This is a genomic window from Pseudanabaena sp. PCC 6802 (genome assembly GCF_000332175.1).
Classification (GTDB): Bacteria; Cyanobacteriota; Cyanobacteriia; order Pseudanabaenales; family Pseudanabaenaceae; genus PCC-6802.
Map to the genome: position 1 here is coordinate 1,967,573 of NZ_KB235914.1, position 26,256 is coordinate 1,993,828.

Annotated in this window: 18 protein-coding genes and 2 pseudogenes; 5 read left to right on the plus strand and 15 right to left on the minus strand. The window is 48.8% G+C overall.

Translation table 11 applies throughout. The annotated features are described in order from the left end of the window. Positions 1-18 precede the first annotated feature (18 nt). From PSE6802_RS0114265 to PSE6802_RS35370, 6 genes are all read right to left on the minus strand, one after another. Complete coding sequence (locus PSE6802_RS0114265; protein WP_019500737.1) at positions 19-1,539, minus strand: calcium-binding protein; 1,521 nt, start codon at positions 1,537-1,539, stop codon at positions 19-21. Between the two features lie 234 nt (positions 1,540-1,773). Beyond that, positions 1,774-1,956 carry a hypothetical protein gene (locus PSE6802_RS0114270; protein WP_019500738.1) on the minus strand — a complete coding sequence of 61 codons (183 nt, stop codon included), beginning with the start codon at positions 1,954-1,956 and terminating at the stop codon, positions 1,774-1,776. A 252-nt stretch (positions 1,957-2,208) separates the two neighbouring features. Next, positions 2,209-3,735, minus strand: coding sequence for a calcium-binding protein (locus PSE6802_RS0114275; RefSeq protein ID WP_019500739.1), 1,527 nt, complete (start codon positions 3,733-3,735; stop codon positions 2,209-2,211). Between the two features lie 243 nt (positions 3,736-3,978). Beyond that, positions 3,979-4,104 carry a hypothetical protein gene (locus PSE6802_RS35365; protein ID WP_263970351.1) on the minus strand — a complete coding sequence of 42 codons (126 nt, stop codon included), beginning with the start codon at positions 4,102-4,104 and terminating at the stop codon, positions 3,979-3,981. A 131-nt stretch (positions 4,105-4,235) separates the two neighbouring features. Then, entirely contained in the window at positions 4,236-5,753 is a 1,518-nt protein-coding gene (locus tag PSE6802_RS0114280) for a calcium-binding protein (RefSeq protein WP_019500740.1), read from the minus strand. A 276-nt stretch (positions 5,754-6,029) separates the two neighbouring features. After that, the gene (locus tag PSE6802_RS35370) at positions 6,030-6,161 is read right to left on the minus strand and encodes a hypothetical protein (protein WP_263970352.1); all 132 of its coding nucleotides are present in this window, start codon (positions 6,159-6,161) and stop codon (positions 6,030-6,032) included. Between PSE6802_RS35370 and PSE6802_RS0114285 the strand changes: the two genes are divergently transcribed. Next, positions 6,160-7,344, plus strand: coding sequence for a murein hydrolase activator EnvC family protein (locus PSE6802_RS0114285; protein ID WP_083901704.1), 1,185 nt, complete (start codon positions 6,160-6,162; stop codon positions 7,342-7,344). The genes PSE6802_RS35370 and PSE6802_RS0114285 overlap by 2 nt on opposite strands. A gap of 204 nt (positions 7,345-7,548) precedes the next feature. Here PSE6802_RS0114285 and PSE6802_RS0114290 read toward each other — a convergent pair whose 3' ends face one another. Then, entirely contained in the window at positions 7,549-9,237 is a 1,689-nt protein-coding gene (locus tag PSE6802_RS0114290; protein ID WP_019500742.1) for a GspE/PulE family protein, read from the minus strand. 484 nt (positions 9,238-9,721) lie between these two features. Here PSE6802_RS0114290 and PSE6802_RS35835 point away from each other — a divergent pair. The 3 genes and pseudogenes from PSE6802_RS35835 to PSE6802_RS0114300 form a co-directional block, all read left to right on the plus strand. Continuing rightward, positions 9,722-10,333: pseudogene (locus tag PSE6802_RS35835) on the plus strand (GDP-mannose 4,6-dehydratase); the annotation flags it as partial. 939 nt (positions 10,334-11,272) lie between these two features. Further along, positions 11,273-11,848 (plus strand): annotated as a pseudogene (locus PSE6802_RS35840) (GDP-mannose 4,6-dehydratase); the annotation flags it as partial. 109 nt (positions 11,849-11,957) lie between these two features. Further along, positions 11,958-12,920 (plus strand): GDP-L-fucose synthase family protein, encoded by a 963-nt coding sequence (locus tag PSE6802_RS0114300; protein WP_019500744.1) that lies wholly within the window; start codon positions 11,958-11,960, stop codon positions 12,918-12,920. Between the two features lie 193 nt (positions 12,921-13,113). Here PSE6802_RS0114300 and PSE6802_RS0114305 read toward each other — a convergent pair whose 3' ends face one another. Together PSE6802_RS0114305 and PSE6802_RS0114310 are read right to left on the minus strand one after the other, a co-directional pair. After that, positions 13,114-13,743 carry a hypothetical protein gene (locus PSE6802_RS0114305; RefSeq protein ID WP_156815523.1) on the minus strand — a complete coding sequence of 210 codons (630 nt, stop codon included), beginning with the start codon at positions 13,741-13,743 and terminating at the stop codon, positions 13,114-13,116. Continuing rightward, the gene (locus tag PSE6802_RS0114310) at positions 13,740-14,393 is read right to left on the minus strand and encodes a ParA family protein (protein ID WP_019500746.1); all 654 of its coding nucleotides are present in this window, start codon (positions 14,391-14,393) and stop codon (positions 13,740-13,742) included. Before PSE6802_RS0114310 ends, PSE6802_RS0114305 begins: the two co-directional genes overlap by 4 nt. 507 nt (positions 14,394-14,900) lie before the next feature. Here PSE6802_RS0114310 and PSE6802_RS0114315 point away from each other — a divergent pair. Continuing rightward, positions 14,901-15,755, plus strand: a complete 855-nt coding sequence (locus tag PSE6802_RS0114315; protein WP_019500747.1) for an Rpn family recombination-promoting nuclease/putative transposase — start codon at positions 14,901-14,903, stop codon at positions 15,753-15,755. A gap of 671 nt (positions 15,756-16,426) precedes the next feature. Here PSE6802_RS0114315 and PSE6802_RS0114325 read toward each other — a convergent pair. The 6 genes from PSE6802_RS0114325 to PSE6802_RS0114355 form a co-directional block, all read right to left on the minus strand. Continuing rightward, positions 16,427-17,173 (minus strand): hypothetical protein, encoded by a 747-nt coding sequence (locus tag PSE6802_RS0114325; RefSeq protein WP_019500749.1) that lies wholly within the window; start codon positions 17,171-17,173, stop codon positions 16,427-16,429. 830 nt (positions 17,174-18,003) lie between these two features. Next, on the minus strand, positions 18,004-18,738 hold the full coding sequence (locus PSE6802_RS0114335; protein ID WP_026103309.1) for a hypothetical protein: 735 nt from the start codon (positions 18,736-18,738) through the stop codon (positions 18,004-18,006). After that, positions 18,735-23,792: an RHS repeat-associated core domain-containing protein gene (locus tag PSE6802_RS0114340; RefSeq protein ID WP_083901705.1), complete on the minus strand. Its 5,058-nt coding sequence runs from the start codon at positions 23,790-23,792 to the stop codon at positions 18,735-18,737. The genes PSE6802_RS0114335 and PSE6802_RS0114340 overlap by 4 nt, the downstream gene beginning before the upstream one ends. After that, positions 23,785-25,095 carry a group II intron reverse transcriptase/maturase gene (gene ltrA / locus PSE6802_RS0114345; protein WP_019498560.1) on the minus strand — a complete coding sequence of 437 codons (1,311 nt, stop codon included), beginning with the start codon at positions 25,093-25,095 and terminating at the stop codon, positions 23,785-23,787. The genes PSE6802_RS0114340 and ltrA overlap by 8 nt, the downstream gene beginning before the upstream one ends. 185 nt (positions 25,096-25,280) lie before the next feature. Next, the gene (locus PSE6802_RS0114350; protein WP_019500753.1) at positions 25,281-25,550 is read right to left on the minus strand and encodes a hypothetical protein; all 270 of its coding nucleotides are present in this window, start codon (positions 25,548-25,550) and stop codon (positions 25,281-25,283) included. Positions 25,551-25,579: 29 nt separating this feature from the next. Then, entirely contained in the window at positions 25,580-25,939 is a 360-nt protein-coding gene (locus PSE6802_RS0114355; protein WP_156815524.1) for a hypothetical protein, read from the minus strand. Positions 25,940-26,256 lie beyond the last annotated feature (317 nt).

Genomic DNA, 26,256 nt, shown 5'->3' on the forward strand with positions numbered 1-26,256 from the left:
CCCGAACAGAACGATGCGTTAAGCGATTATGTCATAGGCACCAGGAACATTAGGCGCACCTGCGAATCCAGGTACTGGTGAAAGTTGAGCGAATCTTTCAAAAGTCGTACCCAAACCGCCGCCATCGCGATCGAAGTAGAGACCGCCATTAGCCGAATCATAACCAACAGTGGAAATACCGATAGGAGTTGGTGCGTTGATTCCTTCTAAAGCACCCGCTGTCACAACTAAGCCAAAGTTAACTGGCAGAGCAGGAATAGCAGGGAATAGAACACCCGTTTGTCCGGCTACTAGCGAGCCACCAAAAGCCGCAGCGCTAATTTGAATCTGATCGCCTTGCGGTACATCGTTGTAGTCAGTAAGTACATCGATTTCGCCAGGCGTGAAATTGACGAATCTAAAGAAATCTCCACCGGCACCACCTGTAAGTGTATCCGCGCCTGTATTACCAATGAGAATATCAGCACCATCGCCGCCATGGATGCTGTCATTACCAGCGCCACCATCCATGAAATCGTCGCCACCATTACCAGCAAGCGTGTCATCGTTCACTGTAGTTTGCAGCAAGATCCCATTCGCCGTGGTTGCTATGCCAGGATTAGGCGAGAAGGAGTCAGCTACAGGAGAACCTACCAGGCTAACACCATGGACACCATCACCACCGCCACCACCAACTGTGAAGACGGATGTGTCACCTGTATTCACCGTATCGGTGGAAGTGATAAAGCTCCCATTAACAGCTAGTAGTTGCGCGCCAGGGTTCAAAAGCTGATCTCTGGTTACGCCCACAACTGTAATTGTTTGGTTAGCTGGCTGACCGCTGCTAGCCGTACCAGCAATTGTAATTACAGCAGCACCAGCAGGGTTTGTGGTGATGCTCACCGTAGCATCTCGATCTAATTGACTGATAGAGATGGTGTCACCCGTGCTGAAGTCAAAAATTGTGTCGCCGCCCCCAAAGCCGCCTCTGCTTCTGACAGCCTGCTCTGCACCTATAAAGACGGATAGATCGTTGGGGATAGCGCTAAAGAATTGGAACTGATCGGCACCGGAGTCGCCGAACATACTGTCGCTACCAACTCCGCCGATGAGGGAATCGTTACCTTCGCCACCCAACATGCGATCGCCACCCAAACCAGCGACGATCAAATCGTGACCGATGTCACCGTTCATGACGTTGCTGCCGCTGACACTGCCATACAGAGTGTCTTCTGCTTGACCGCCAAATAACGTGTTGCCACCATTAGTAGAAGCAATTAACAAATCGTCATGTCTATTACCGAGCAGCATATCGCCGCTGAAGCCAAACCGAGCGCCCACGATGGTATCGTTCCCCTGACCGCCAAAGAGGCTATCATTTCCACCAGCAGTGGAAGCATTACTATCAGCCAACAACAAATCGTCGTCGAAGTTACCATTCAAAGTATCTCGACCGCTATTACCGATGAGAGTGTCATTACCGCCCAAACCCCGAGCATCGTCACCTTCGGGTGTGGCAGTGTAACTGTCATTCGCAGCGGTTCCTACAAAAACTGCCATAACAACCTCCCCTTATCCATCAGTCTCAATTTTCGGGTTTACCATGACTTGCTCTTGTATCCAAATCCTGCAATGTGAATTTCAGATAGGAGTTTGGATTGCTCTATCTAAATTTAAACTCCACAAACCCAAGCGATCGATACCCCATCGCCGCCAACCACACAGGTATAGCCGAAGGAATTTCAAACACTACCCCCTGGGGTTCTGTGCCCGTCTCTTATAGAAACCCCACAACTACCTACCAGGGTAATTCCTACCTGGCTTCACATTCACTTCACAGACCAGTACGGCAAGCCCTAGCATCACATACACCAAGACAAGGAAGAACTCGTGCAACTTACCGGATTCAAGGACATTTTCCATTGCCTCCTTATGCTTTCCCCGATCTACTAACTTCTGCACCGCTACCTTCAGCATAAACCTCAGTGTTTAGCTGTATATCCCCCTTGTTTAGGTAAGTCTCGGCCTACTTCTATTTTAACTCTTTCTTGGCTGCATTGGAAGTAGAGAGGATCTATGAGGAAAGGTCAACTTTACAATCGCCAAGCCTACAAAAAACAGGGCGAGCAACGCCCGCCCTGCCAACTATCTCTACTTCAAGATCCGGGGATTAATAACTGGGAAACTGAACGATCGGAAATTGACACCCAACCCCCAGCCCCCACAATCCTATACACCAATTCTAATGTCAGAAGAACTATTAACCCCCTCAACAACAGCAGGTACTGGAGAAAGTTGAGCGAATAGCACCCAATCTGTACCCAGACCAGCACCATCGCGATCGAAGTAGAGTCCGCCACCTAAGTTGTCGTAGTAGAAGGATGAAATTCCCAGCGAATAACCGAGGGCAGCGGCACTAGCAGGTGCACCCGCACCGTCATCGTGCTCGAAGTTGACACCTAGCACTCCAGCTCCAGGGTTAGCAAAGACTTGACCGGCGATCAGCGTGCCACCAAAGCCAGCCGCACTGATTTCAACCACATCGTCATCTGCTGCACCCCTGTAGTCAGTGACTACATCCACTTCACCAGGTGTGAAGTTGACAAATCGGAAGATATCCACTGAGGCATCACCACCCGTGAGCGTGTCGAAGCCAACATTACCAATCAGAGTGTCAGAACCATCGCCGCCATTAATTCTGTCGTTGCCCGCTCCAGCATCCATGAAATCATCGCCACCATTACCAGTAAGAATGTCATCGTTGACTGTGGTTTGCAACAAAATCCCATTCGCTAGAGTGGCAACACCAGCTTCAGGCGAGAAGGAATCAGCTACAGGGGTACCTACTAGACTCTTCCCATTAACGCCACCACCTGAGGTGCCACCACCAACCGTGAATACGGATGTATCGCCCGAGTTGACTGTATCTAAGGAAGTAATAAAACTGCCATTAATCGCTACTAGTTGAGAGCCGGGACTCAAAAGCTGATCTCTAGTGACACCAACCACTGTAATTGTTTGGTTGGCAGGCTGGCCGTCACTTGCCGTACCAGCAATGGTAATTACGGCAGCACCAGCGGAGTTTGTGGTGACGCTCACCGTAGCATCTCGATCTAACTGGCTGATGGAGATGGTGTCACCCGTGCTGAAGTCAAAAATCGTGTCGCCGCCACCGAAACCGCCTCTGCTTCTGACTACCTGTTCTGCACCTGTGAAGACAGACAGATCGTTGGGTACTGCACTGAAGAATTGGAATTGATCGGCACCTAGTTCGCCAAACATATTTTCGCTGCCAGCGCCACCGATGAGAGTGTCGTTGCCTTCACCACCCAACATGCGATCGCCACCTAAACCAGCGATCAGAACGTCATCGGCTAAATCTCCATTCATCACATTATTATTGGAGACGCTGCCATAGATGGTGTCGTTACCTTGACCGCCGAAGAGAGTGTTGCCACCATTGGTAGAGGCGATCATCAGGTCTTCACCTCGGTTACCCAACAACTGGTCGCCACTGAAACCAAAGCGAGCGCCTACTAAAGTATCGCTACCTTGACCGCCAAACAGGCTATCGTTTCCACCTGCGGTAGAGGAGTTGCTATCGGCAAACAACATGTCGTTGTCGGCGTTACCATTCAAAGTATCTTGACCGCTATTGCCTATGAGCGTATCGTTGCCGCCCAAACCTAGAGCATTGTCGCCAGCGGGGGTCGCGGTATAACTATCGTTTGCTACAGTTCCAGTAAAATTAGCCATATTTCCTCATGTTTTTCGTTTCAAGTTTTAGAGTCACCACGACCTTGCCTTTATATCCAAATCCTTTACTGTGAATTTCCAGATGAGAATTGGATTGCCCTAAATATAAATTCATCAAAACCAAAGAAGGGTTGTTAATACTGGCTCCGATTTGGTTTGAGAACTGACTGCGTGGTCTTTGTTGTCTGTAATTTATGTAACTAATGTATAGGTTTCTCAGAGTTGAGAAGGCGATCGCACTCTCTATAAACCTGTGACTTTTTGGACGTTAGGGTGCGATCGCGATCGCACCTGGATGATAATTTCCGTAAGAAACGTATCGATAGCCGTAGGGGGACTGTAGGGGCAGTGCCTCCGTGCCTGTCCCATAACCTATGACAATTACGAGAAACCTCCTGGAACCATAAATAAGTCACAAAAAAGGGCGGGCATTGCCCGCCCTGAGGAGAATAGTCTTATCTATGCAGCAGAACCTTTATCTGGTAAGCAGATCGACATAGCTACGCAATAATGTGAACCGATGCAGCATTGGGGGCATTAGCAGCACCAGGAACGGGAGATAGCTGCGCGAACTGCACGTAAGTCGTGCCCAATCCACCGCCATCCTGGTCAAAGTAGAGGCCACCACCATTGGTATCGTAGCCAATCGTCGAAATCCCAATTGGAGTTGCGGCGTTAATACCCGTCAGACCACCGGCAACGGCTCGGAACCCAAATTGTCCGGGAAGAGCAGGGGCAAATGCTCCGGCTTGGCCGGCAACGAGCGAACCACCAAAAGCGCTGGCGCTGATTTCGATGATATCTCCATCCCCAGTCCGCCTGTAGTCGGTGAGCGTATCAATTTCCTCAGGTGAGAGAGAGAAGTTCACAAATCTGAAGATATCAGCTCCGGTACCACCCGTAAGCGTATCAAAGCCAGTATTGCCGATTAGGGTGTCATTTTCACTGCCACCATTGATGCTGTCATTGCCAGCTCCAGCATCCATGAAATCAGCACCAGCATTACCAGTGAGAATGTCGTCGTTGACTGTGGTTTGCAACAGAATCCCAGCAGCCGTAGTTGCTACGCCAGGATCGGGAGAGAAAGAATCAGCTGTAGGAGCACCTACTAAACTCTTCCCATTGACACCACCACCAGAGGTGCTACCACCAACGGTGAATACAGATGTATCGCCCGAGTTGACTGTATCCAGGGAAGTAATGAAACTGCCATTAATCGCCACGAGTTGAGAGCCAGGACTTAGAAGCTGATCTCTAGTGACACCAACTACTGTAATTGTTTGGTTGGCAGGTTCTCCACTGCTAGCCGTACCAGCGATCGTAATTACAGCAGCACCAGCAGAATTTGTAGTGATACTAACCGTGGCATTTCGATCTAGCTGACTGATAGAGATGGTGTCACCCGTGCTGAAGTCAAAGATAGTGTCACCGCCACCAAAGCCACCCCTGCTTCTAACGACCTGCTCTGGCCCCGTGAAGACGGATAGATCGTTGGGAACTGCGCTAAAGAATTGGAATTGATCGGCACCTAACTCGCCGAACATATTGTCACTGCCTTTACCACCAATCAAGGTGTCGTTACCTTCGCCGCCTAACATGCGATCGCCACCTAAACCAGCGATCAGAACGTCATCGGCTAAATCTCCATTCATCACATTATTATTGGAGACGCTGCCATAGATGGTGTCATTTCCTTGACCGCCGAAGAGAGTGTTGCCACCATTGGTAGAAGCGATCATGAGGTCTTCACCTCGGTTACCTAAAAGCTGGTCGCCACTGAAGCCAAAGCGAGCGCCTACTAAAGTATCGTTACCTTGACCGCCAAACAGACTATCGTTTCCACCTGCGGTAGAGGAGTTGCTATCGGCGAACAACATGTCGTTGTCGGCGTTACCATTCAAAGTATCTTGACCGCTATTGCCTATGAGCGTATCGTTGCCGCCCAAACCTAGAGCATTGTCGCCAGCGGGGGTCGCAGTGTAGCTGTCATTTGCTACGGTTCCAGTAAAATTAGCCATAATAATTACCCTTTGTCCTTTCGTTTACAAGTTCAAGTTCTAGATTCATAACGACCTTGCCTTCATATCCAAATCTTTCACTGCGAACTCCAGGAGGAGAATTTGGATAGACCTCAAGTAAGTTCCACAGATCCAAACGAGTGAATGGCATATCAACCTGTCACTGTTGGTTTGAGAACTCACTGCGCGATCTGTTGACCTTATGCAATTAATGTACGTGTTCGCCGAAGTTGAGAAGACGATCGCGCGCTCAGTGAATTTGTGATTTTTCTGGGTTTAAAGTGCGATCGCGATCGCTTGAGAATTGGTAGGGTGGCTGAAGTATGCTATTCTGCCTGCTAGTCGATCGAATCCTGTTAAAATTTGCCTGTTTTGCACTGCGGTTTGTATGGGGTGGCGGTAGTCCATGAATAAGTTGCGATCGAGGACATTAAAGTTACCTGGGAGGGTTTATACCTCACTCAAACTATGTTTGTGGGGCTGTCTTTTAGTGGCGATCGCTCTACTGATGCCGATCCAGTTGGTGCAGGCACAGTCCGTTAAGGATCTACAGAACTACCAGCAGCAGGTCGAGCAACAAAAACAAATTCTCCAAAAGCAGCAGGAGCAAATTAAAAACCTGGCCAAGCCCGCTCAAGATCGGCTGGATGCATTACGCCAAAATGTTGTCATCACAGAGGCGCAAATTCAGCAAAATACTCTGAGGCTAGAAAAGGCGGAAGCGGCATTCAAACAATCTCAGGCAAACTTACAGAAGTTTGAATTTGCCTTGAAGCAAAAGCGCGTTGCTACAGCTACACGCCTGCGCTACCTCCAACGCCAACAGGATGGACGATGGTGGGTGTTGCTGCTTGGCAGTCGCGATCTGCAGCAGTTTAGCGATCGCCGCCGCCAGTTAAGTCGCATTTACCAGAGCGATCGCGCTTTACTGGCATCTCTGAAAGGAAATACGGACAAAATCGAGGAGCAATACAATCGCATTGCCGCTCAAAAAAATGACATTGCCCTGCTTAACCAAAAGCTAGCTTATCAAAAAGCCAATCTAGAAGCTGAAGCCACAGCTCAGAACTATATTGTCGATCGACTCAAGAGCGATCGACGCGCACTGGAAGCGGCGGAAGAGAGATTAACTCGGGACTCCCAACAAATTACGTCGCTAATTCTTGCCAAGACTCAGCCCGCACCGGGTATCGTAATTATTCCCGGCACGGGACAGATGATGTACCCCACAGTTGGCCCGATTACCAGCCCGTTTGGCTGGCGGATGCATCCCATTCTGGGCTACGAGAAATTTCATGCGGGTATGGACTTTGGCGCTGAATATGGCAGCATCATCTACGCTGCCGATAGCGGGACGGTTATTTTTGCTGGTTGGTATGGCGGCTATGGTAACGCGGTAATCATCGATCACGGTAACAGGATTACCACGCTTTACGGTCACGCCAGCGAACTTTACGTGCGGGAGGGACAATCAGTGCAAAAGGGACAACCGATCGCCGCAGTTGGTTCTACGGGTTTCTCCACGGGGCCACACTTGCACTTTGAAGTACGGAGCAATGGCGAACCAACCGATCCCGCACCTTTCTTGTAATTTACAAAAGTTGGTAGTCATGAAAAAGTGTTGAGTCTTTGAGGATTTCGCAGAAAAAAGAACTCTTGAATCGGCTGATTCCCCTTCTCGAACATTTCTCAAACGCATGTATGTGGAGTCGCCCAACGATTACAACGGTTGGGCGCGCACGGTGCGCGATCGGTGTCAAAAGCTATAGCTATAAAACTGGAGAGCTAGTTGCCCCTACTTAACCAATTTGACATTTGGTGGCTGGATCGGAAACAGTGTCGGGGAGGTCTTATATTGCAAAGCACTGCGCGGCAGTACGCGCTGCACTTCTTCTACCGTAGTAATGCCGCTATTTACCTTATCGATCGCCGCCAGCCGGAATGAATCAAACTCCACTTCGCTGAGGTAATAGTTCATTTGGGTAATCGACCCTTCGTAGATAATCTGGCGAATGGAGTCGTTGACATCGATTAGCTCGACGACTGCCTCTCTGCCTAAGTAACCTGTATTAAAGCAGCGATCGCATCCCTTGCCCCGCTGCCAATTATGAGATGCCGCGGCAGGGTCTAGACCGAGAATCTGCAATTCTGCATTAGAGGGTGTATGCGGTTGAGCGCAATATCTGCATACCTTACGCACGAGGCGTTGCGCCACAATACCAAGTAAGGCATCGCTAATCAAGCCCGGATCGGGGCCTAAATCCTTCAAACGCGGGATGGCACTAGCGGCATCGTTGGTGTGCATCGTACTGAGTACGAGGTGCCCCGTAAGCGCAGCGCGAATTACGGTTTCCGCCGTTTCGGGATCGCGCACTTCCCCCACCATAATTACATCCGGATCTTGACGCAAGATTGCCCGTAGGCCGGCTGCGAAGGTCATACCCGCCGCCTCGTGTACCTGAGTTTGGGTGATATTGGGCAGAATATATTCCACCGGATCTTCGACAGTACAGACATTGACCTGCTCGGTTGCCACCATTTGCAAGCTAGTGTAGAGCGTACTGGTCTTACCAGAACCAGTGGGGCCAGTCATAATTACCAGTCCTTGCGGTTGCCGCAGCCAGGTTTCATAAATGCTCAGCGCCCTTGGTGTAAATCCCAAACTATCAATGTGTCCGGAGAAGGGGTTTTCCCGTGGTAATAATCGGATGACCGCTTTCTCTCCACCGACACAGGGTAGAGTGCTAACCCGCATATCCAGCCCCAGTTCCAAATTTTCACTGGATGTGTAGTTCTTGCCGATGCGACCGTCTTGGGGACGACGGCTTTCGGCGATATCCATATCGCACATCACCTTGAGTGCCACAATTATCTTGCGGCTGAGTTCGAGGGGTAGGGTTTTAATATCTCGCAAAATGCCATCGATGCGGTAGCGAATTCTCAAACCATCTTGGGTAGGCTCCATGTGAATATCGCTGGCGCGATTCTGCAAAGCGACAGCGATCAGAGCGTTGATCCGGCGCGTTTGATCGACAGCCTGAGATAGATATAGATCGGTAACTTCGCCAATGTCAGCCTGTTCTGCTTCACCTGTGAGCGGGTTAATTAATGGCGCGGAGTTGATGCTATTCTGGCTGGGGATATTCTGCTTGCGGAACCACAGTCGATAGCTTTCGGCTGAAATGGGGATAATTTTAATTTCTGTCAGCGTGCGATCGCTCATGCGGCAAATTTCTGCGCGATCGATCTCCCTGGGGCTGCCCAGATAGTAACAACTGCGCCATAGCAGTAATGGCACGACTGGCGGTAACAGATTGCGATTCTCAAACTCGGCAAAGAAACGATAATTTAGTTCGGAGTCTAGTAAGTCGAGCTTCACCATATTCTGCTCGTCTATTAAAAGAGCGAGCGCCTCCTGACAAGATTGGATGTCATTGTTCCTCAGTTGCTGCCAAACCGAATTAGGAGTAGGTGGAAATCTCATGTTTGAGTTACCTGTAGGGTTGATGCCGAGATGCATATGGATACTTTATGGCGTAAAAATGGTGTAGGTATGCGGCACGCAAACTACATCAGTAATTTGGCGATCGCTCAAGCGCCGTGATTATGCCATAGGTTTTAGTTTTACGATCGGTTATTTAGATCCAACTAAGGTTAAGAATGCCCTGGGCGTGGAATAAAGTTTCAAGCCTGTACCGACAATAATTATTGCTGGCGATCGCCGTTATTGCGGGTGTGGCGATCGCGAGCGATCGTTAAGCTTAGGCAAAATCTTAGCGGGTCCCCTATTTATTTCGATTAAACTGGAAAACTTAGACTTATGTATGACAAGGTTGCAAGTGAACCGTTGCATCTATAGAGACGCTAAAGTGCTTGCATTACAAGCCTTTAACCAGCCGATCTCCATAAAAACTCAACCGCGAACGAGCATCCTTGGCATAGACCCACTAGATCGCAACTAAGGACTAATGAGCGAACAAAAAAGAGCCTTACTCACGGGAATCACCGGTCAGGACGGATCCTATATTTCCGAACTGCTTCTGTCTAAGGGATATCAGGTACATGGCATCGTGCGTCGCAGCTCGACCATCAACACCGATCGCATTAACCATCTTTATCAAGATCCCCACTTACCAGATACACAGCTTTTTCTGCATTACGGCGATCTCACCGATGGCACCACACTCAGAAAGATCTTAGAATCCGTGCGACCGCATGAGGTCTATAACCTGGGCGCGCAATCCCACGTCCGAGTTAGCTTTGATGCACCAGAGTTTACAGTTGACTCTGTGGCGATGGGCACTCTACGTTTGTTAGAGGCTTTGCGCGACTTTCAACAACGTACAGGCCAACAGGTACGCTTCTACCAAGCTGGTTCTTCTGAGATGTTTGGACTGGTTCAAGCCGTACCTCAGAGCGAGACTACGCCCTTTTATCCCCGCAGTCCCTATGCCTGTGCTAAGGTTTACGGTCACTGGCAAACCGTCAACTATCGTGAATCATACGACCTGTTTGCTTGCAACGGAATATTGTTCAACCATGAGTGCGTGGTCGATAGTACGCCTGTCATTATTCGCAAGGATGGCTTAATTGATGTTCTACCTATTGAGGACATCGTGCCTCATCGCAGCGACCCTAAAACTGCCCCCATCCATACAACAGATTTAGCTCCTGAAGAACAATTTGAAGTTTGGGATGCTAAGGGTTGGGCTAAGGTTACCTGCATGACCGCTACCTGGAATGGGTACAAGCGCAAACCCAATAAAGTCGTTCACCAAATAGCAGCCAGAGGTGCAGTCTATCACACGACCAGCGATCATGTGGTGTTTCTGAGTCAGGATGATGCGATCGTCGAAAAGCCCACCGAACAAGTACGAGTGGGGGATTCCCTCGCGCTGATCGATTTGCCCGACCCAACTGACCAGATTGATATAACTGAAACTGAAGCGTGGCTGCTGGGGATAATCGTAGCTGAGGGATATGTAAGCGAGCAGGGTAAGATACAGGTAACTAACCAGGATGCATCTCTATTGCAGCGGGTAGCAGCACACTGGCGTAAGGTGACAGGCGGGAGTTCCTCTGAATATATTTCTCCCAGCGGATTTGCCAATGGGCAAAACGTAACCCAACTAAGATTGACAGGAGCATGTGCCTATGGCCGCTACCTGTATGAGTCGCTTTACAGCCGCTCGGGACACAAACGCATTCCGCAAAGAGTTTTGAATGCCTGCGATGAAGCACGTTTGGCATTTTTGCAGGGCTATAATGCTGGAGATGGACTGAAAAGTACTCCCTGCACCTACGAGTTCCAAGGTTTCAAGACATCCTCGCCTGTCTTAGCTGCTGGGCTGTATTGGATGGCGCTGACGACACTAAACCAAAGGGCGATTATTTGTACGGAAGAGCGCGATGGGAGACTCTACTATCAAATCAATCTCAACTCACCTAATGTACCTGGAGGTAAAGGTGAGCATCTGAAGCGCCCGCTGGCTGAAGTGGTAAAAGCTCAGCCCGTTGAATATTCCGGCTGGTTATTCGACTTAGCCACAACCTCTGGGACATTTCATGCTGGTGTAGGTCAAGCCTGGATTCACAATTCACCGCGTCGCGGCGAAACGTTTGTGACGCGCAAAATTACCAGGGCGATCGCTCGCATCGTTGGCAAGCAGCAAGACAAGCTATATTTAGGCAACCTCGATTCCAAGCGCGACTGGGGCTATGCCAAAGAGTACGTCGAAGCGATGTGGTTGATGTTGCAGCAGGAAAAACCGGATGATTATGTGATTGCCACGGGTGAGACCCACACTGTGAGGGAGTTTCTCGAAGTTGCCTTTAGCTACGTTGGGCTGAATTGGCAGGACTATGTGGAAATCGATCCGCGTTATTTCCGTCCCGCTGAAGTGGATTTGCTCTTGGGAGATGCCACAAAGGCAAAGCAAAAGCTGGGTTGGGGTCCCAAGGTGACGTTTAGAGAACTGGTAGAAATTATGGTAGATGCCGATCTAGAGGCGAACGGGTTACCAACACCACACGGTGGGGCTGGACAGGATCGCACCATGAATCGACAATCTAGCACGAATGAAAATTGGCAGTAAGTGGCAATGTAGCCGCCATAAGACTTAGGACGGGTTTCTACCCCTGCATGGGGGACTACGCCATCACCCTCCTCTATTAACCGATTCTGTCTACAGCTATAACAAAATCATGATTTCCCTAGAAAATAAGCGAATACTGGTAACAGGTGGTGCGGGCTTTTTAGGCTCCCTCGTGGTAGAGCGACTGCTTGCCGCTGGAGCTAACAAAGATCTGATTGCAATTCCGCGATCTCGCGATTGCGACCTGCGATCGCTTACTAACTGCGAGCAGGCAGTACGCGGTCAAGACATCGTAATTCACCTCGCCGCCCATGTCGGTGGCATTGGTTTGAATCGTGAAAAACCAGCGGAGTTGTTCTACGACAACTCGATCATGGGGACGCAGCTAATTCACGCCGCCTACGAAGCAGGGGTAAAGAAATTTGTCTGTGTCGGTACAATTTGCGCCTACCCCAAGTTCACTCCCGTACCATTCCATGAGGACGATCTGTGGAACGGCTATCCTGAGGAAACTAACGCACCCTATGGGATTGCTAAGAAGGCTCTGTTGGTGCAGTTGCAATCCTATCGCCAACAGTATGGGTTTAATGGTATCTATCTCTTGCCGGTAAATCTCTACGGGCCAGCGGATAATTTTAATCCACTTAGCTCACATGTTATTCCGGCATTGATCCGCAAGGTGTATGAAGCAGAGCAACGTAATGAGGCTCAAATTTTCGTTTGGGGTGATGGCACGCCAACGCGCGAATTTATCTATGCGGATGATGCGGCACGCGGTATTGTCATGGGCACTCAATCCTACGACGAGGGCGATCCGGTTAATCTGGGTACTGGCTACGAAATCTCTATCCGCGATCTGATCGAACTCATCTGCGAACTGATGGAATATAAGGGCGAAATCGTCTGGCAGACTGATAAGCCCAACGGTCAGCCCCGTCGCTGTTTGGATATCGAACGCGCTAAGGCCAAATTTGGGTTTACGGCCCAAATGGATTTCCGGGAAGGGCTGGGTCATACGATCGCCTGGTATCGACAGCACGCCGACCAGATCGACTCTGGGACTTTAGTGTAGCATTTAGCTATAGCGGTTTTCAGATGAAAACGAGAAGGGGGGTTGGGGGCGTTTGCCCCCAAGAAGGGGTGGAACCCCTTCACCCCGTCCTAACAGATCTGTCTACGGCTATAACTGTATTGCATGGGCTGCATCCCAGGTCATAAACAACTACGTCAATCTCAAAGCTGTATTTTGACAATCCCATCAATCTCTAGTCGAACCAACCAATATTCTTGTCATTTACTTTGCTCAACGCAGCGTTAGAGCCAACAGGACGACTCAGAATGCGACTGAGATATGCGGCTTTTTCTTGAGCTGGGTTGGGTTTGGACTCGGGCCGTGGTGCTGGTACTGAGATTTGGGCTTCGCTCGCGCTTGGCTCGGCTGGTGTAATCTCTAGCTGTAGGCGTTGTGTCGCGAGCGCTTTCACTTCCTCGGTTAGCTTAATATTGGCTTCGGCTAGTTTCAGGTTATCTTTTTTCGCCAGATCGAGTTCGGTTTTTAGCCGATCTAACTGTTCTAGATATTCCTTTAACTGCGAAATCTGGGCTTGACTGGCTTCCAATTCGGTCTGCAAGTCTTGTACTTGTTGTTGTAGTTTGCTCTCGCGATCGCGAGATGCCTCTAGGTCTGACTTCAGTCGATCTACTAACTCTGTTAAATCCAATGATGAGTCTGCGGCAGTGGGAGGAGATGCCGTCGCCGCAGGCTTGGTCTGTGCTGCCGCTGTCTTTTTCGTTGTGGATGCCTTAGGGGTAGGGGTAGTGGCTTTTACCTCAGGTTCGGTAGCGGCTTTTTGCGTCTCCGCCCGCAACATGTCCGTCAAGCTTCTTTTCGTCATCGTTTTACAGTCCAATCTCGTTGTAGTTCGTCGGCAACGCGCCGATAGTCTGCTTCTGCCTCCCGCGCGTTTTTGCCCCGCCATTGCAAAATGGTTTTACCTTCCAGTGCGGCGCGCTCGTGGGCTTTGTAGGCACGGACAAAAGCATGACAGGCAGGAATGCCCACCTCCATCAGCGTATTTTGTGCTTCTAATGCCTCGTTGAGGCTGCGCGGATCGACCCGCGTCAATAGCACTCGATGCGCCACATCCGCAGGCACTACCGTCTCTTTTACCGTCTCGATCAGTGCGGCTAAATCCAGGGGGGCGGGGGGAGTTGGTAGTACTAAATAGTCAGCGATCGCTACCACCGCTGTCAAAGCTTCAGAACGCAGAGCGGGGGGCGTATCGACTACGACCAGGTCGTAACTTTTAAACTGCGGTAATTGCGCGAGATTATCTGGATTATGATCTCGCGCAATGTCAAAGCCAATACCGTTGGCGTTGCGATCGCCCCACCAGGATGCCGAACCTTGGGGGTCGGCATCAACTAGAAGTACCTTTTTATGCTCGGCAAATGCCGCCGCCAAATTAATCGCCGTAGTGGTCTTACCGACTCCACCCTTGCCGTTGATGACTGCTAGAACTTTGATAGAAGAAAGTGGTTGCACGTATGTCCAGCTTGCCTATATGCCTAAATCGAGATCGATCGGGCTACTGCAACAGTAGCTTATCGGGTTGAGTATAACTCTTAAGCATTAGATCTGACGCAAAATCTCAAATTATTGTTACTAGCGCACCTACTAGCCCAGAAGTTCTTATACCAAATCCCGATCTGTTAACTCCTTGTGTAGCCATCAGTAAAGTCTCGCATAGGTAACCACCCGCCCCAACTCATCCGTAGTACTGCTGACCTGAGCGAACGTCGCGTCGTAGGTGTATTGCTTGCCAGTACCAGAAACCGCATCGCCGATGCGCGTGATATTGCCCTTGGCATCGTAACTGTAGTTGGTGGCTTGCCCGCGTCCGTTGGTAATCTGCGCGACTTGAAGATGTAGCGGGTTTGATTGCCGTAGCGATCGCTTGTAGTATTTCCCCTATTTTGCCATATTCGACCTTTATTTCAAATTTACGTTCTCATTGCCGTTAGTTAAGCAACTCTGTTATGCTACTTTGCCATGAGGACGGATACGCTTTTCTTTCAATTATTTCAGACTTTTCACAGTTTGCTTTTCGAGTTAATCGAGCAGCCAGTATCCACTGCTGACGGCTACGAGTTCGTCTCAGCCGAGGTAAAAGAGAAAGCTTTTCGCTTCGATGGCATCTTCTTGCCAGATGTGGTAGATAAGCCGATCATTTTCATAGAAGTACAGTTTCAGCCTAAACCAGATTTCTACTGGGCATTTACTTCGGAGATTTTTCTGTATCTCAACCAATATCAACCTGAACAAGATTGGCAAGCAGTGGCAATTTTTGCACGACGCAGTTACGATCCTGGGGAATTGCCTCATTTTCGTGAGTTGTTGCAGAGCGATCGCATTGTACGGGTTTATCTAGAAGATTGGCTCGATCGCCAAACCAGTTCTTTGGGTATAGCGATTGTGCAATTGATCTTGGCATCAGAGGCAAGCGCACCCGATCTTGCCAAACAGTTAGCTGTGCAGGTGGAACAAAGTACCACATCACTCCTGCGTGCAGAAGTAGTAGAATTTATTGAGACGGTTCTGGTCTATAAGTTTCCGCTGTTAAATCGTAAGGAGATTGAGGCAATGTTTACAATTGACGATTTAAAGCATACGCGGGTTTATCAGGATGCCAAGCTAGAGGGTATGCAGCAAGGTATGCAGCAAGGTATGCAGCAAGGACAGGCTGCACTGCTCCTACGATTACTCGATCGCAAATTTAGCTCTTTAAGTCAGGAGCTACGATCGCAAGTTGAAACACTCTCTACTACTCAACTGGAGAGCCTAGCGGAAGCAATTTTAGATTTCGATCTCGTTACCGATCTGGAAGCTTGGTTGCAAAAACAATAATGAGTTTGCTTAGCAGTGAGATAAGCGATCGCAAGGCAATTTAAATTCTCACGACGATATGTTTTGCTATCCTACTTGTTAATGAAATTCGATCGCACTTCAAGAACATATTGCTAAACAAGAAGCTATGGCGATCGCTATTCAAGAACGTAAAGCCAAAGTACAAGCGGAACAGCGCCAAGTTGAACTAGAGGAACTATTAAGCAAGTATCGCGATCGCTTCGGTGATATACCAGAATAAATAGCGATCGCGTTCTCAATAAAAACTGAGGCGATCGCTTCGATGATATCCCTGAGCAAACAGGCGATCGCACTGGAAAAACCTAATGAGCGATCGCTTCTTCAATAAAAAACTGAGGCGATCGCTCCGACAAAACCCTTTAATGATGGCGATCGCACTGAGAAAACTTAATGGGCGATCGCTTTCTCAATAAAAAGCCGAGGCGATCGCTTCGACAGAAACCCTTAATGACGGCGATCGCACTGAGAAAACCTAATGGGCGATCGCATGGGGAAATATCTATTAGGCGATCACTATCGCAAACAAATCTCTGTTCTACCGTCGGCGATATAGTTTTCGGTCGTATAGAGGTACATGCATTTATGAATGCGACAAAGCTGAGAATAGGAATGCTGAGTAGAATGAACACCACACTACTACTGATACTAGACTACTGAAAGTAATAGTTTGTGTACCATCTCTTAGTATTTCGATACCACTCTTGGGCTTGTTGCCTTTGTCTCACGAACTCTATTGGTTGACGCTCGTCTCGACCATCTTCATTCTTTATCCATTCAACCCAGCCTTCATCCTCCTCAAAGGTTGAGTATTCTTCAACATCTGAATAGGTAAACTGATAGCGAATTCGATAACCGATTGGAAGCGTTTTCCAATAAGTGGCTTCCCAGGGAGTTAATGTTTCCCACATTACAGTGCCTGGAATTACTTCCAGCCGAGAATTACCTGGAGAAAGCAAATGAATCATGCTAATTAGATTTTCTCCTACCTCGCGACTACCACAGACGATTTCACCTTCATTTACAGGCTCTATTCCTAGTGGCCAAGAGAAATATTGTTCCCATTGAGGATTAGAAACAGTTTCCCATTGATTCCCTCCTTGAGCTGTTAGATAATAGCCTAAGTTAACTTCTTCTCTCAATGCTGCTGTAATCTCTAACAGGGAAGGCATGAAACCTCCTTTGATTTGACCTGAATTATCAAAGTCTTCAGATGATGCTGCTAGCAGATACCCTTTTTGAAAGAGTTTATAAAATATGTTTGCGATTTCATCAACTGTTAGTTCAAGCGGATCTCGATTGATCGCTATGCAACCATATTGCTCATCCGGAACAATCCAACTAAAACCAATTACTTCTTCAATGGCAGTATCAAGAAACCAATACTCAAATTTATTCATCATCCTAGGCTGTAGTATCTTGTAGGTGGTATATTGTTGTCCTTTATATTCAAGATTCCATATCTCATAATTAGTTTAGGTGGCTTTCCATCGATACAGCAAATGCATCTAGCTATGGAACCCGCACTCTTTTTAGGTCTAATTCCGGAGACATAAACATTGTAGTGTCTCGATTCCTTTTTAGGATCTTTGCAATGAGGACGATACATTGCATCCCCTTCCTCTTGAGGATAAACTTTACTGTAATCTCTAATTCTGGGGTGTTTACCTCTAAAATTCTGCAAAGCACTTGTAGCAGTACCTGGGCTGCTATCTTTATATCCTCCAAAAGGTAGATCTGGTCTTACTAGATCTTCACAGCGATTGTATTCTGGACATTTTGTGCTACAGGTTTCCCTTGTCGGCGGTATAGTTGTCGACCTATGGGGATACATACTCTTATGGTGCGACGAAGCTGAGAATAAGAATAGTGCGTATGAAGCACACTACAACTGGGGTTCAGCCATTTTTCATCTATTGAAGTAAATGCCTTATCCTGCTTTAGTTTGAGGCTGTTTTCTCCTTTTTTTGTCTAAGTCCTGCTAGTTACCTTCATTGGAGGTTTTTCTTTTGGTAATTTCAAAGTAATTGCTCAACCCCCCTATTAGATCTTTGAAACCCTCTGCTGAAAGGCATCGTGTGATTTAATATAATTTCTAATTTTTTCCTCTTAAACCCTGAAAGCCGCATTTTTTCGTCGGTATTCTATGAGAACAGAATTTTTATTCAAAATCCGCGATCTGCAACCTTTACTAGGAGCAGGTTTCGGCAAGGGGGGGGTAGTTGAGCAATTACATTTCAAAGTAGTTAATGTACCATTGCCTAATGTTGTCGTACCACTCCTGAGATTGCTTCCTTCTTGCAATAAGTGTTTGAGGTTGTCGCTCAACACGTCCATCTTTATGACGAATGAAATCAACCCATCCTTCTCCTTCGTCAAAAGTTGAGAATTTCTCAAGCTGCTCATTAGATGATTGAGACTGAAAGTGAACTCGATAACCTATAGGGAGGTTTTTCCAATAAGTTGCTTGCCAAGGAACTACCTCCTCCCACATGCTAGTCTCTAAAATGATGTAACTATCCAATTCATCAGCAAATAGTAAATCATGCTCTGCAAGTAATCTCTCTCCTATTGCACGATCAGCACACATAAGAACATTGTATCCCCAATGAAAATATTGATTCCATTTCGGTTTTGAAACTGATTCCCACTGTTCTCCCCCTTTTAGGGTCAGGTAGTAACCTAGATTTATCTCCTCTCTCAAAGCTGCTTTAATTTCTACAAGTGAAGGAATAAATCCTCCTTTAATTTGACGCAGGTCATCAAAGTCTTCTGCTGATACTGCCATTAGATCTCCTTTTTGAAATAGAGAGTGCAATATATCTGCTATTTCATCAATGGTTAGTTCAAGTGGGGCGCGATCAATAGCTATACAACCATATTGGTCATCGGGAACAATCCAACCAAAACCAATTACCTCTTCAACGGCAATATCAAGAAACCAATACTCAAATCTATTCATCATCCTGGGTTATAGTATTTCTTGCCGGGGTTATTATTATCTTTTATATTCAAAATTCCATACCTAAGTTCTATTCTAGGTGGATCTCCATCTACACAACACTTACAGCTACCTATGGAACCAGCACTTTGCTCAATTCCCTGCCTATAGAGGGATAATATAAAAATATTGAAGTGTCTTGCTTGTCCATCAGGATTTTTACAAATCGGCTTGTACATATAGCCTCTTTTATTTCTTGGCTCAGATATTAGCTCTCTATAGTCTCTAATTTTAGAATGTCTTCCTCTAAAATTCTGTAAAGCATTCACAGCACCATAATTTCCTTCAAGTACTTTATCTTTATATCCTCCAAAAGGCAGATCTGGTCTTACTAGATCGCTACAGCGATCGTATTGAGGGTAGTGTTTACTACAACTTCTTTTTTTATCTTCACAACCAGGATTTGGACATGATGGTGGTGGGGTAGCTGTAGGTCTTGGATTAGGTTTAGGTGTGGGTGTAGGTCTAGGGCTTGGTGGTGTAGCAGTTGGCGTGGGGCTTGGCGCAGATCTTGACCATAGCCATCCCACAGCTCCCACTGCTGCGGCTCCTAACCCTCCCAATAACTCTCCCAACCCTCTACCCATTGCACCCCAAAGCTCAGCAAAAGGGTTTGCTTCTTCTAATCCCATAGGGTCAGTCCCATTTACTGAAGAGTTAAATACATATCTATAAAGATTTACATCACCACTCGCAAAACTAATGGGATCTTCCGAGATAAAGCGTCCCACAAGAGGATCGTAATACCTGCCTCGGTGGAAATACAAGCCTATCCATGCATCCCACTCGCGACCAGTAAAGGCAAACCTAGTTGCTGAGGCAGTCCCTGTCTGGTTGGTGATGTTGCCGAAACTGTCGTATTTGCGATGACTCAGCACCACACCACTACTATTCACCACATCCCTTACCGTACCCAGGTTATCCGCCAACGGCCAGAGAATATTGCCATTACTGTCATCCGCCAGGATCTGATCCAGCATCGCCCCATGCATATAGCGACGGGCTAAGTTGCTGGAGTTGTCAAAGCTCAGCAGAATATGGTCGCGGTCATAAATAAATCTGCGTTCTGGTGGCGGTATAGTCGGCAAGCCTTCTGGGGAAATACTCATCCCAATGCGGCGGTCAAATACATCATATATATATGATGCTGACCTCACGACTGTAGTCCCGCTCTTCACCTCCACCTTCGTCAAACGATTGCGATAGTCCCAAGTGTAGTCAGTGACTTCATTGGGGCTACTTCTCGTCCGTTTGAGGCGATTGCCCTCATTATCATAGGTAAACGTATAACCAGCAGCTCCTGTCAGGCGGTTATATGTCGTAGTCGAATACCCCGTATTCTGACGATTGCCATTCGCATCGTAGGTATACGCCTCATCCGTCTGATAGCTATGATCCACCGCTGTCACCTGATCGGTATTGTCATAGCTATACGCACTCGTCCCATCCGGCGAAGCAAACTGCGTAATCCTCGATACCATGTCGTACACCCAACTCTGATTCGAGATGACATTCGCACCCTGCTGATGGGTTATCGCTGTCAACCGACTGGCAGAATCGTAGGTATGCGTGCTGGTTGCCACGGGTGCAGATGTATCCAGCGATGCATAACGACTAATTCCCGTCATCTGGTTCACCGCATTGTAGGTAAAGTCAACCCGCTTATTACTCACTCCCACACCTGTCTGCGTCACCTGCGTCAAACGCTGCAAAGCATCGTAACCAAAGTTCGCCGTGCCCAGCGCTTGCGCGTTCACCGTATCGCTCAGACTAAGGCGACTACCCACACTATTATAAGTAGCAGTCAAAACTACATTCGGCGACACTGGTGTCCCCACATTATCCTCAGAGACTAACCGTCCCGCCGCATCATAGGCAAAGCGATAGGTGGAATCAGGATCGCTGACCTGCGTCACTTGTCCCACTGCGTCATAGCTGATGCTCATCGTGCGAATGACCGCATTCGTGCTGCTCATCCACTGCTCTGCCGTCAAACGGTTCAAATTATCGTAGACAAATTTGCGGATGCGACCATTGCGGTCTTTCGCCTGGGTCAGATTCCCCATCGCATCGTATTGATAGGTGCGGGTCTGGCTGAAGGGATTGGTATCCGTCGTCAGGCGATTGAGCGGGTCATAAACATAACTGGTGGAGTTGTTATTCGGGTCGGTAATCCTGGTGAGATTGCCCGACTTGTCATAGGTGAGGCGCGTTATCTGATTGAGCGGATTTGTAATCTGGGTCTGGCGATTGAGGTTGTCGTAGGCATATTTGGTGATGCGACCGAGGGCATCGGTGACGCTAATGGCATTTCCCACCAGATCGTAGGCGGTAGTCGCAGTCTGGTTTAACGGATCGCTCGCCGTCAGGCGACGGTTGAGCGCGTCGTAGGTATAGGTCGTAGTCCGATTCAGCGCATCCGTGACGCTCAGCAGATTATCTACCGCATCATATATATAAGTCGTAGTTTGATTCAGCGCATCTGTACTGCTGACCAACCGACTCCGCGCATCGTAAGCAGACTGCGTCACCTGACCCAGCGCATCCGTGACGCTAATTTGATTATTGTCCAGGTCGTAAGCATAACTGGTAGTCTCGTTCAGCGGATTAATCGTCTGAATCAAGCGGTTGCGCGCATCGTAGCGATTTTGCGTCACGCGATTCAGTGCATCCGCAACCGAAATCAGATTCCCCACCGCATCGTAGGTATTAGTGGTGACGGGAGCGGTCAAAACGCCCGTGCCATCGGGGTCGGGTTGCGTTACCCGCGTGACGCGGTTCATGGCATCGTAAGCGTATTGCGTCACGTTGCCCCGCGCATCGGTCGTGCTGGTGAGATTGCCATTGGCATCGTAGGCATATGTCGTCACGGGTGCGACCAATACACCCGCCGCATCCGGATCTGGCTGCGTTACCCGCGTCAACCGATTCATGCTGTCGTAGACGTATTGCGTCACGTTATTTCTGGCATCGGTAAATCTGGTGCGATTGCCCGCCGTATCGTATTGATATGCCAAGACCGCCTGGTCTACGGTGCCTTGCGCTAGCGTCACTCGAATTAACCGTCCTTGCAAGTCGTAGTCGTTCGACGTGATGCGTCCCAGCGGATCGGTGATGGTTTTCACCAGTCCTTGCGCGGTGTAGGTATAGCGAGTCACAATATTCGTGACGCCCACCACCTGCGTGGCGGAGAGCACATTGCCATTGGCGGGGTCTAGCGCATAATTAACCACCCGCCCCAACTCATCTGTAGTACTGCTGACCTGAGCGAACGTCGCGTCGTAGGTATATTGCTTGCCGCTGCTAGAAATCGCATCGGAGATACGGGTGATATTACCCTTGGCATCGTAGCCGTAATTGGTTGCCTGTCCGCGACCGTTGAGGATTTGCGTGACTTGAAACTGCCCGTCATATTGATAACTCGACAGTGAACCTACCTGGTCTGATGTGGCGATTAAATTGCCCCTTTGATCGAGCAGATAGGCAGTGGCGTTGCCGTTGCCATCGATGTAGATTGTCGCGGGGGTAATCGCTTCGGTGAAGTCGGGGCTGAAGGCTTCAGGTGCGTTGAACAGATCGACCGTTTGTCCTGGTGGGTACAGACCCTTCACTGCCACTGGCCGTACTTGCACGGTGGAGCCATCTTTGCGCGTGCCACCCGATACCCGTCCGGCAAAGTCATAGGTAATTGTGCCTCGGTTGCCCCGCGCATCGGTGCTGGCGGTCATGCGGCGATCGCTATCGTATTCGTAGTTTATCTGCGTATTATCGGGATGCGTAATGCGGATCAGGTTGCCGATGCCGTCGTAGGTGAGGCGCGTCACGCGGTTGGCGGGGTCGGTAATGCTGGTGACGCGGGTACCCGTGTAGGCAAGTGTTGTCGTCAGGTTCACCGGATCGATTATTTGGGTCAGCTTCCCCGTGCCATCGTAAATGTAGCGGGTTTGGTTGCCGTAGCGATCGCTCACCACACTCAACTTCAAACTGGCATTAAAGCTATACACCGTGCCATCTTTGAGCGATCGCCGAAACGTACCATCGCTTAGCCGCACCAGCACCGAAAAATCTCCCGCTGGCGATCCCCACGGATCTCCCACATTGCCAGTAGGGGCTTGAAACACAAGTTGCGTACCATCGCCATCCACTAGCATCACCGTATTAGAGTTATCCTGATTGGGGATAATTTCCTGCCAACCTTCTAATCCCCAGCCGCTACCGAGAAAACTGCTAATGCGATTGACTGATGACACGGAAATAGAAGAGGTAGTTGAATTACTACTAAACTGCGGCGAGCTAGAGTTATAGGACTGCACGCTAGTGGAAATGTTGCAACTACACCTCCCCGTGGGCATGTTTCTCAGATCTAGTTGCAGGGCACCATCGACAATGCCGCTGGCATTGCCAGATGCAGGCATTGCCCAGAAATTTTCGTTACCCGTCAAGCCAAACTGCGATCCTTGATACCCTGGCACCTGGTAGCTAAAACTGCCACTTTGCGCCGACATCTTGGCGATTAGCCTCTGGTTGACATCGCTGACATAGGCATAGCGGAAATGAACGATTGGTCTGGGATCTGCGGTCAAAGAGTCGTAGCGCAAAGTCAGTCCCCGCGTCTCGCCCAGGGACTGATAGGTAACCAGGTCTTGCGTCTCGATTAACGCACCCGTATGCAGTTCGACCTCTGAGTTGATGGGCAACTTGACACTACAGACGTTAGGCTTGTAGTTACCAGGCAGATCTTCAGGTGGAATAGGAATATTGGGCATGTCGCCGCAATCATCTGGTTGCCCATCACGCCTTCTTAGATAATTAAAACGATATGCGAAATTCTGTCCTAACGGGGGTGTAGATGGGTTATTACCCCAAGCCGATGGCCCCCACCCTCGGAGATTGACAATATTACCGCCAATCGGGTCGAGAAGGGTGTTTAGCCCTTCCCTCCCACACCACCCGGCATGCGGGTCCGCACCGGGCGGTTCATAATCGCCGCGCAAACAAACCTCAAGAAAATCAGGCATAACCCTGGACTTTCATCCAAAGTTCTCGCACTGAAAGCCAACCCTGTAACTGTAACCACTGATTCGTCATTCCCGTATGGGTTGCCAGAGTCTTTGACAAACGCCAATAGCCTTTGCGACTAATGCCGGTCAAAATCGCCTGTCGTTTACTAGTGCCTAGAGCCAGCAGATGTCGGATACGAGTGCGAGGTCTGCGCCACTGTTGACCGTAACACATACGAATTCGTCGCCGCAACCAACCATCCAACTGCTCAATTGGACTGTAATGCTGGGAAATGCCGTAGTAGTTCATCCAACCTCGTAAGTATCGGTTCAACCGTTCCATGCGGTACTCCATTGAAACACCCCAACTACGTGACGTTAAGCCCCGCAGTCGATGTATGAAATCCCGATAGGCTTGGTCTGACCACCAAATCCGAATTCCTCGGAACGTAAATCCCAGAAATTCTAATTTGTCAGTCCTGACCACACGACTTTTCTGCCGATTTACTTTGAGCTTCAGCTTTTGGCTCAGGTATCGGCTGATATTAGCCAACACCCTCTGCCCTGCCCGTCTACTTTTGACCAGAATTACCAAGTCATCCATATAGCGAGCAAAGCGATGTCCTCTTGCCTCTAACTCTTTGTCGAGGTCATCCAACAAGATGTTGGCGAGCAACGGTGACAGTGGCGACCCTTGTGGAGTGCCCCAATCCGTTGCCGCGAAAGTGTGACCGACCATAACTCCCGCTCGCAGATACCGTCCGATTAAACCCAGAAGTACCTTATCGGTTACTTTCCGAGCAATGCGGGACATCAGCATGTCGTGGTCTACATTGTCAAAGAATTTCTCCAAATCAATGTCTACCGCAACTTGATACCCTGCTTTGATGGCGGACTTTACCTGCCGAATTGCTCCGTGGGCAGATCGCTTGGGTCGACTGCCATAGCTTGAGTCCGAAAATCCTGGCTCAAACATTGGCGATAACACTTGTAGAATGGCTTGCTGGATTACCCGGTCTATGACACAAGGTATTCCTAGCTTTCTCTCGCCGCCTCTTGGCTTTGGTATTACTACCTGTCGCACTGGCTGCGGTTGATACGTACCATCCTTCAGGGAAGCGCGAATCTCTGTCCAATGCTCCCTTGCATAGTCGAGGAAATCTCCTATAGTCATACCGTCGATTCCGGCTGCTCCTTGGTTCGATTTCACCCTTCCCCATGCCTGTTGCACATTGTTGCGCTCTAATATTCGCGCCATCAGGTTGTCTAAGGCTGGCTTTATGTCAGCACGCCATCCGTCATCTCCCCCGGTCGGGTTCATCGATGCGTCTGAGTTGTTCATTGCTCCTCCTTATGGCAATTATGTTCTGTCCTTCGTCCTGGATTGGACTACTATGACTTCTGCTGACTTCTGCAAGGCTTGACACCAAGAGTTCCCTCTTAGTGGGCTGTCCTTTTTGCTTTAGGGTTCTGTGGCTTCCTAACCGTTTCCGGCTCTTACCTCATTCAGACTCCCTTTACTCTTAGAACCGCAACCTTACAGACCTCCCCAGATAAGAACGTGAACTGTCCCGCCGCAACCGTGTCATTTACTGTGCCCCTTGAACCAGAGGTTTTGTTGTGTTGTGCCAACTCACCCAGGGGTCTCAGCCTTCTATGACATTTCTGTTCGTCGGCTCGTCGGTTTGCTATCCGGCTTCCTTCAAACACTTCCTCGCGAAAGCACTCTTGCCTTAAGCTAGTAGTGGTCGTCTCTCGGATCTGTAAATTGATCATTTGGACGCTGGTTCTCCTACAGGGGACTTTCACCCCATTAGTTCACGCCCATGCTGGGCGTACACTACTGCACCAGCAGTCCAAATGCCTAAGGTAATCTCTGCCCTAAGCCCACCTAAAGGAGCTACTGGTATGTCATCGCCCTTACCAATTGCAACTATAATGCCTTGATCTCTGTTCACGCCAAGCCAATTAAAGGCTACCCAACCCCAGTGCATAAATGGTCCTCTCAAGCCAGGCTGCACCCACTTTACTTCTTCCGAATAGTTATTGGGGATGTTGCCATTATCACTCAGGGGATGCTTGATTACTGTGAATGAATAGTCGTAATCAACTGGACACTGTCCACCAGGCAAAGGGTGGGGATACGGATTTGGAACAGTTGCCATACAAAATCCACTGTGATATCTAATTTGGATAGGGAAGCCTGTTGGGGGGGTAATCTCTTTGATTTCCATAGCATATCACAGATTCTTTGGGATGCAATGTCTGCCGTGCGACCATGCTATTAATCTTTACGATTTGCACTTTGCGAGCTAAGAAAGCTAGGAAATGATTTCCTGACTTAGAGCTAAAGTCAGCTAAAGCAGGCTAAAATGAGTGTCATTGAAATTAATACAATAACCAATCCTGTAGGGAGTAGTCCACCGTGTCTACCCCGAGATTTCGGGTCAACTACAGAGAAATTGCCCTTACAAGATCTGTA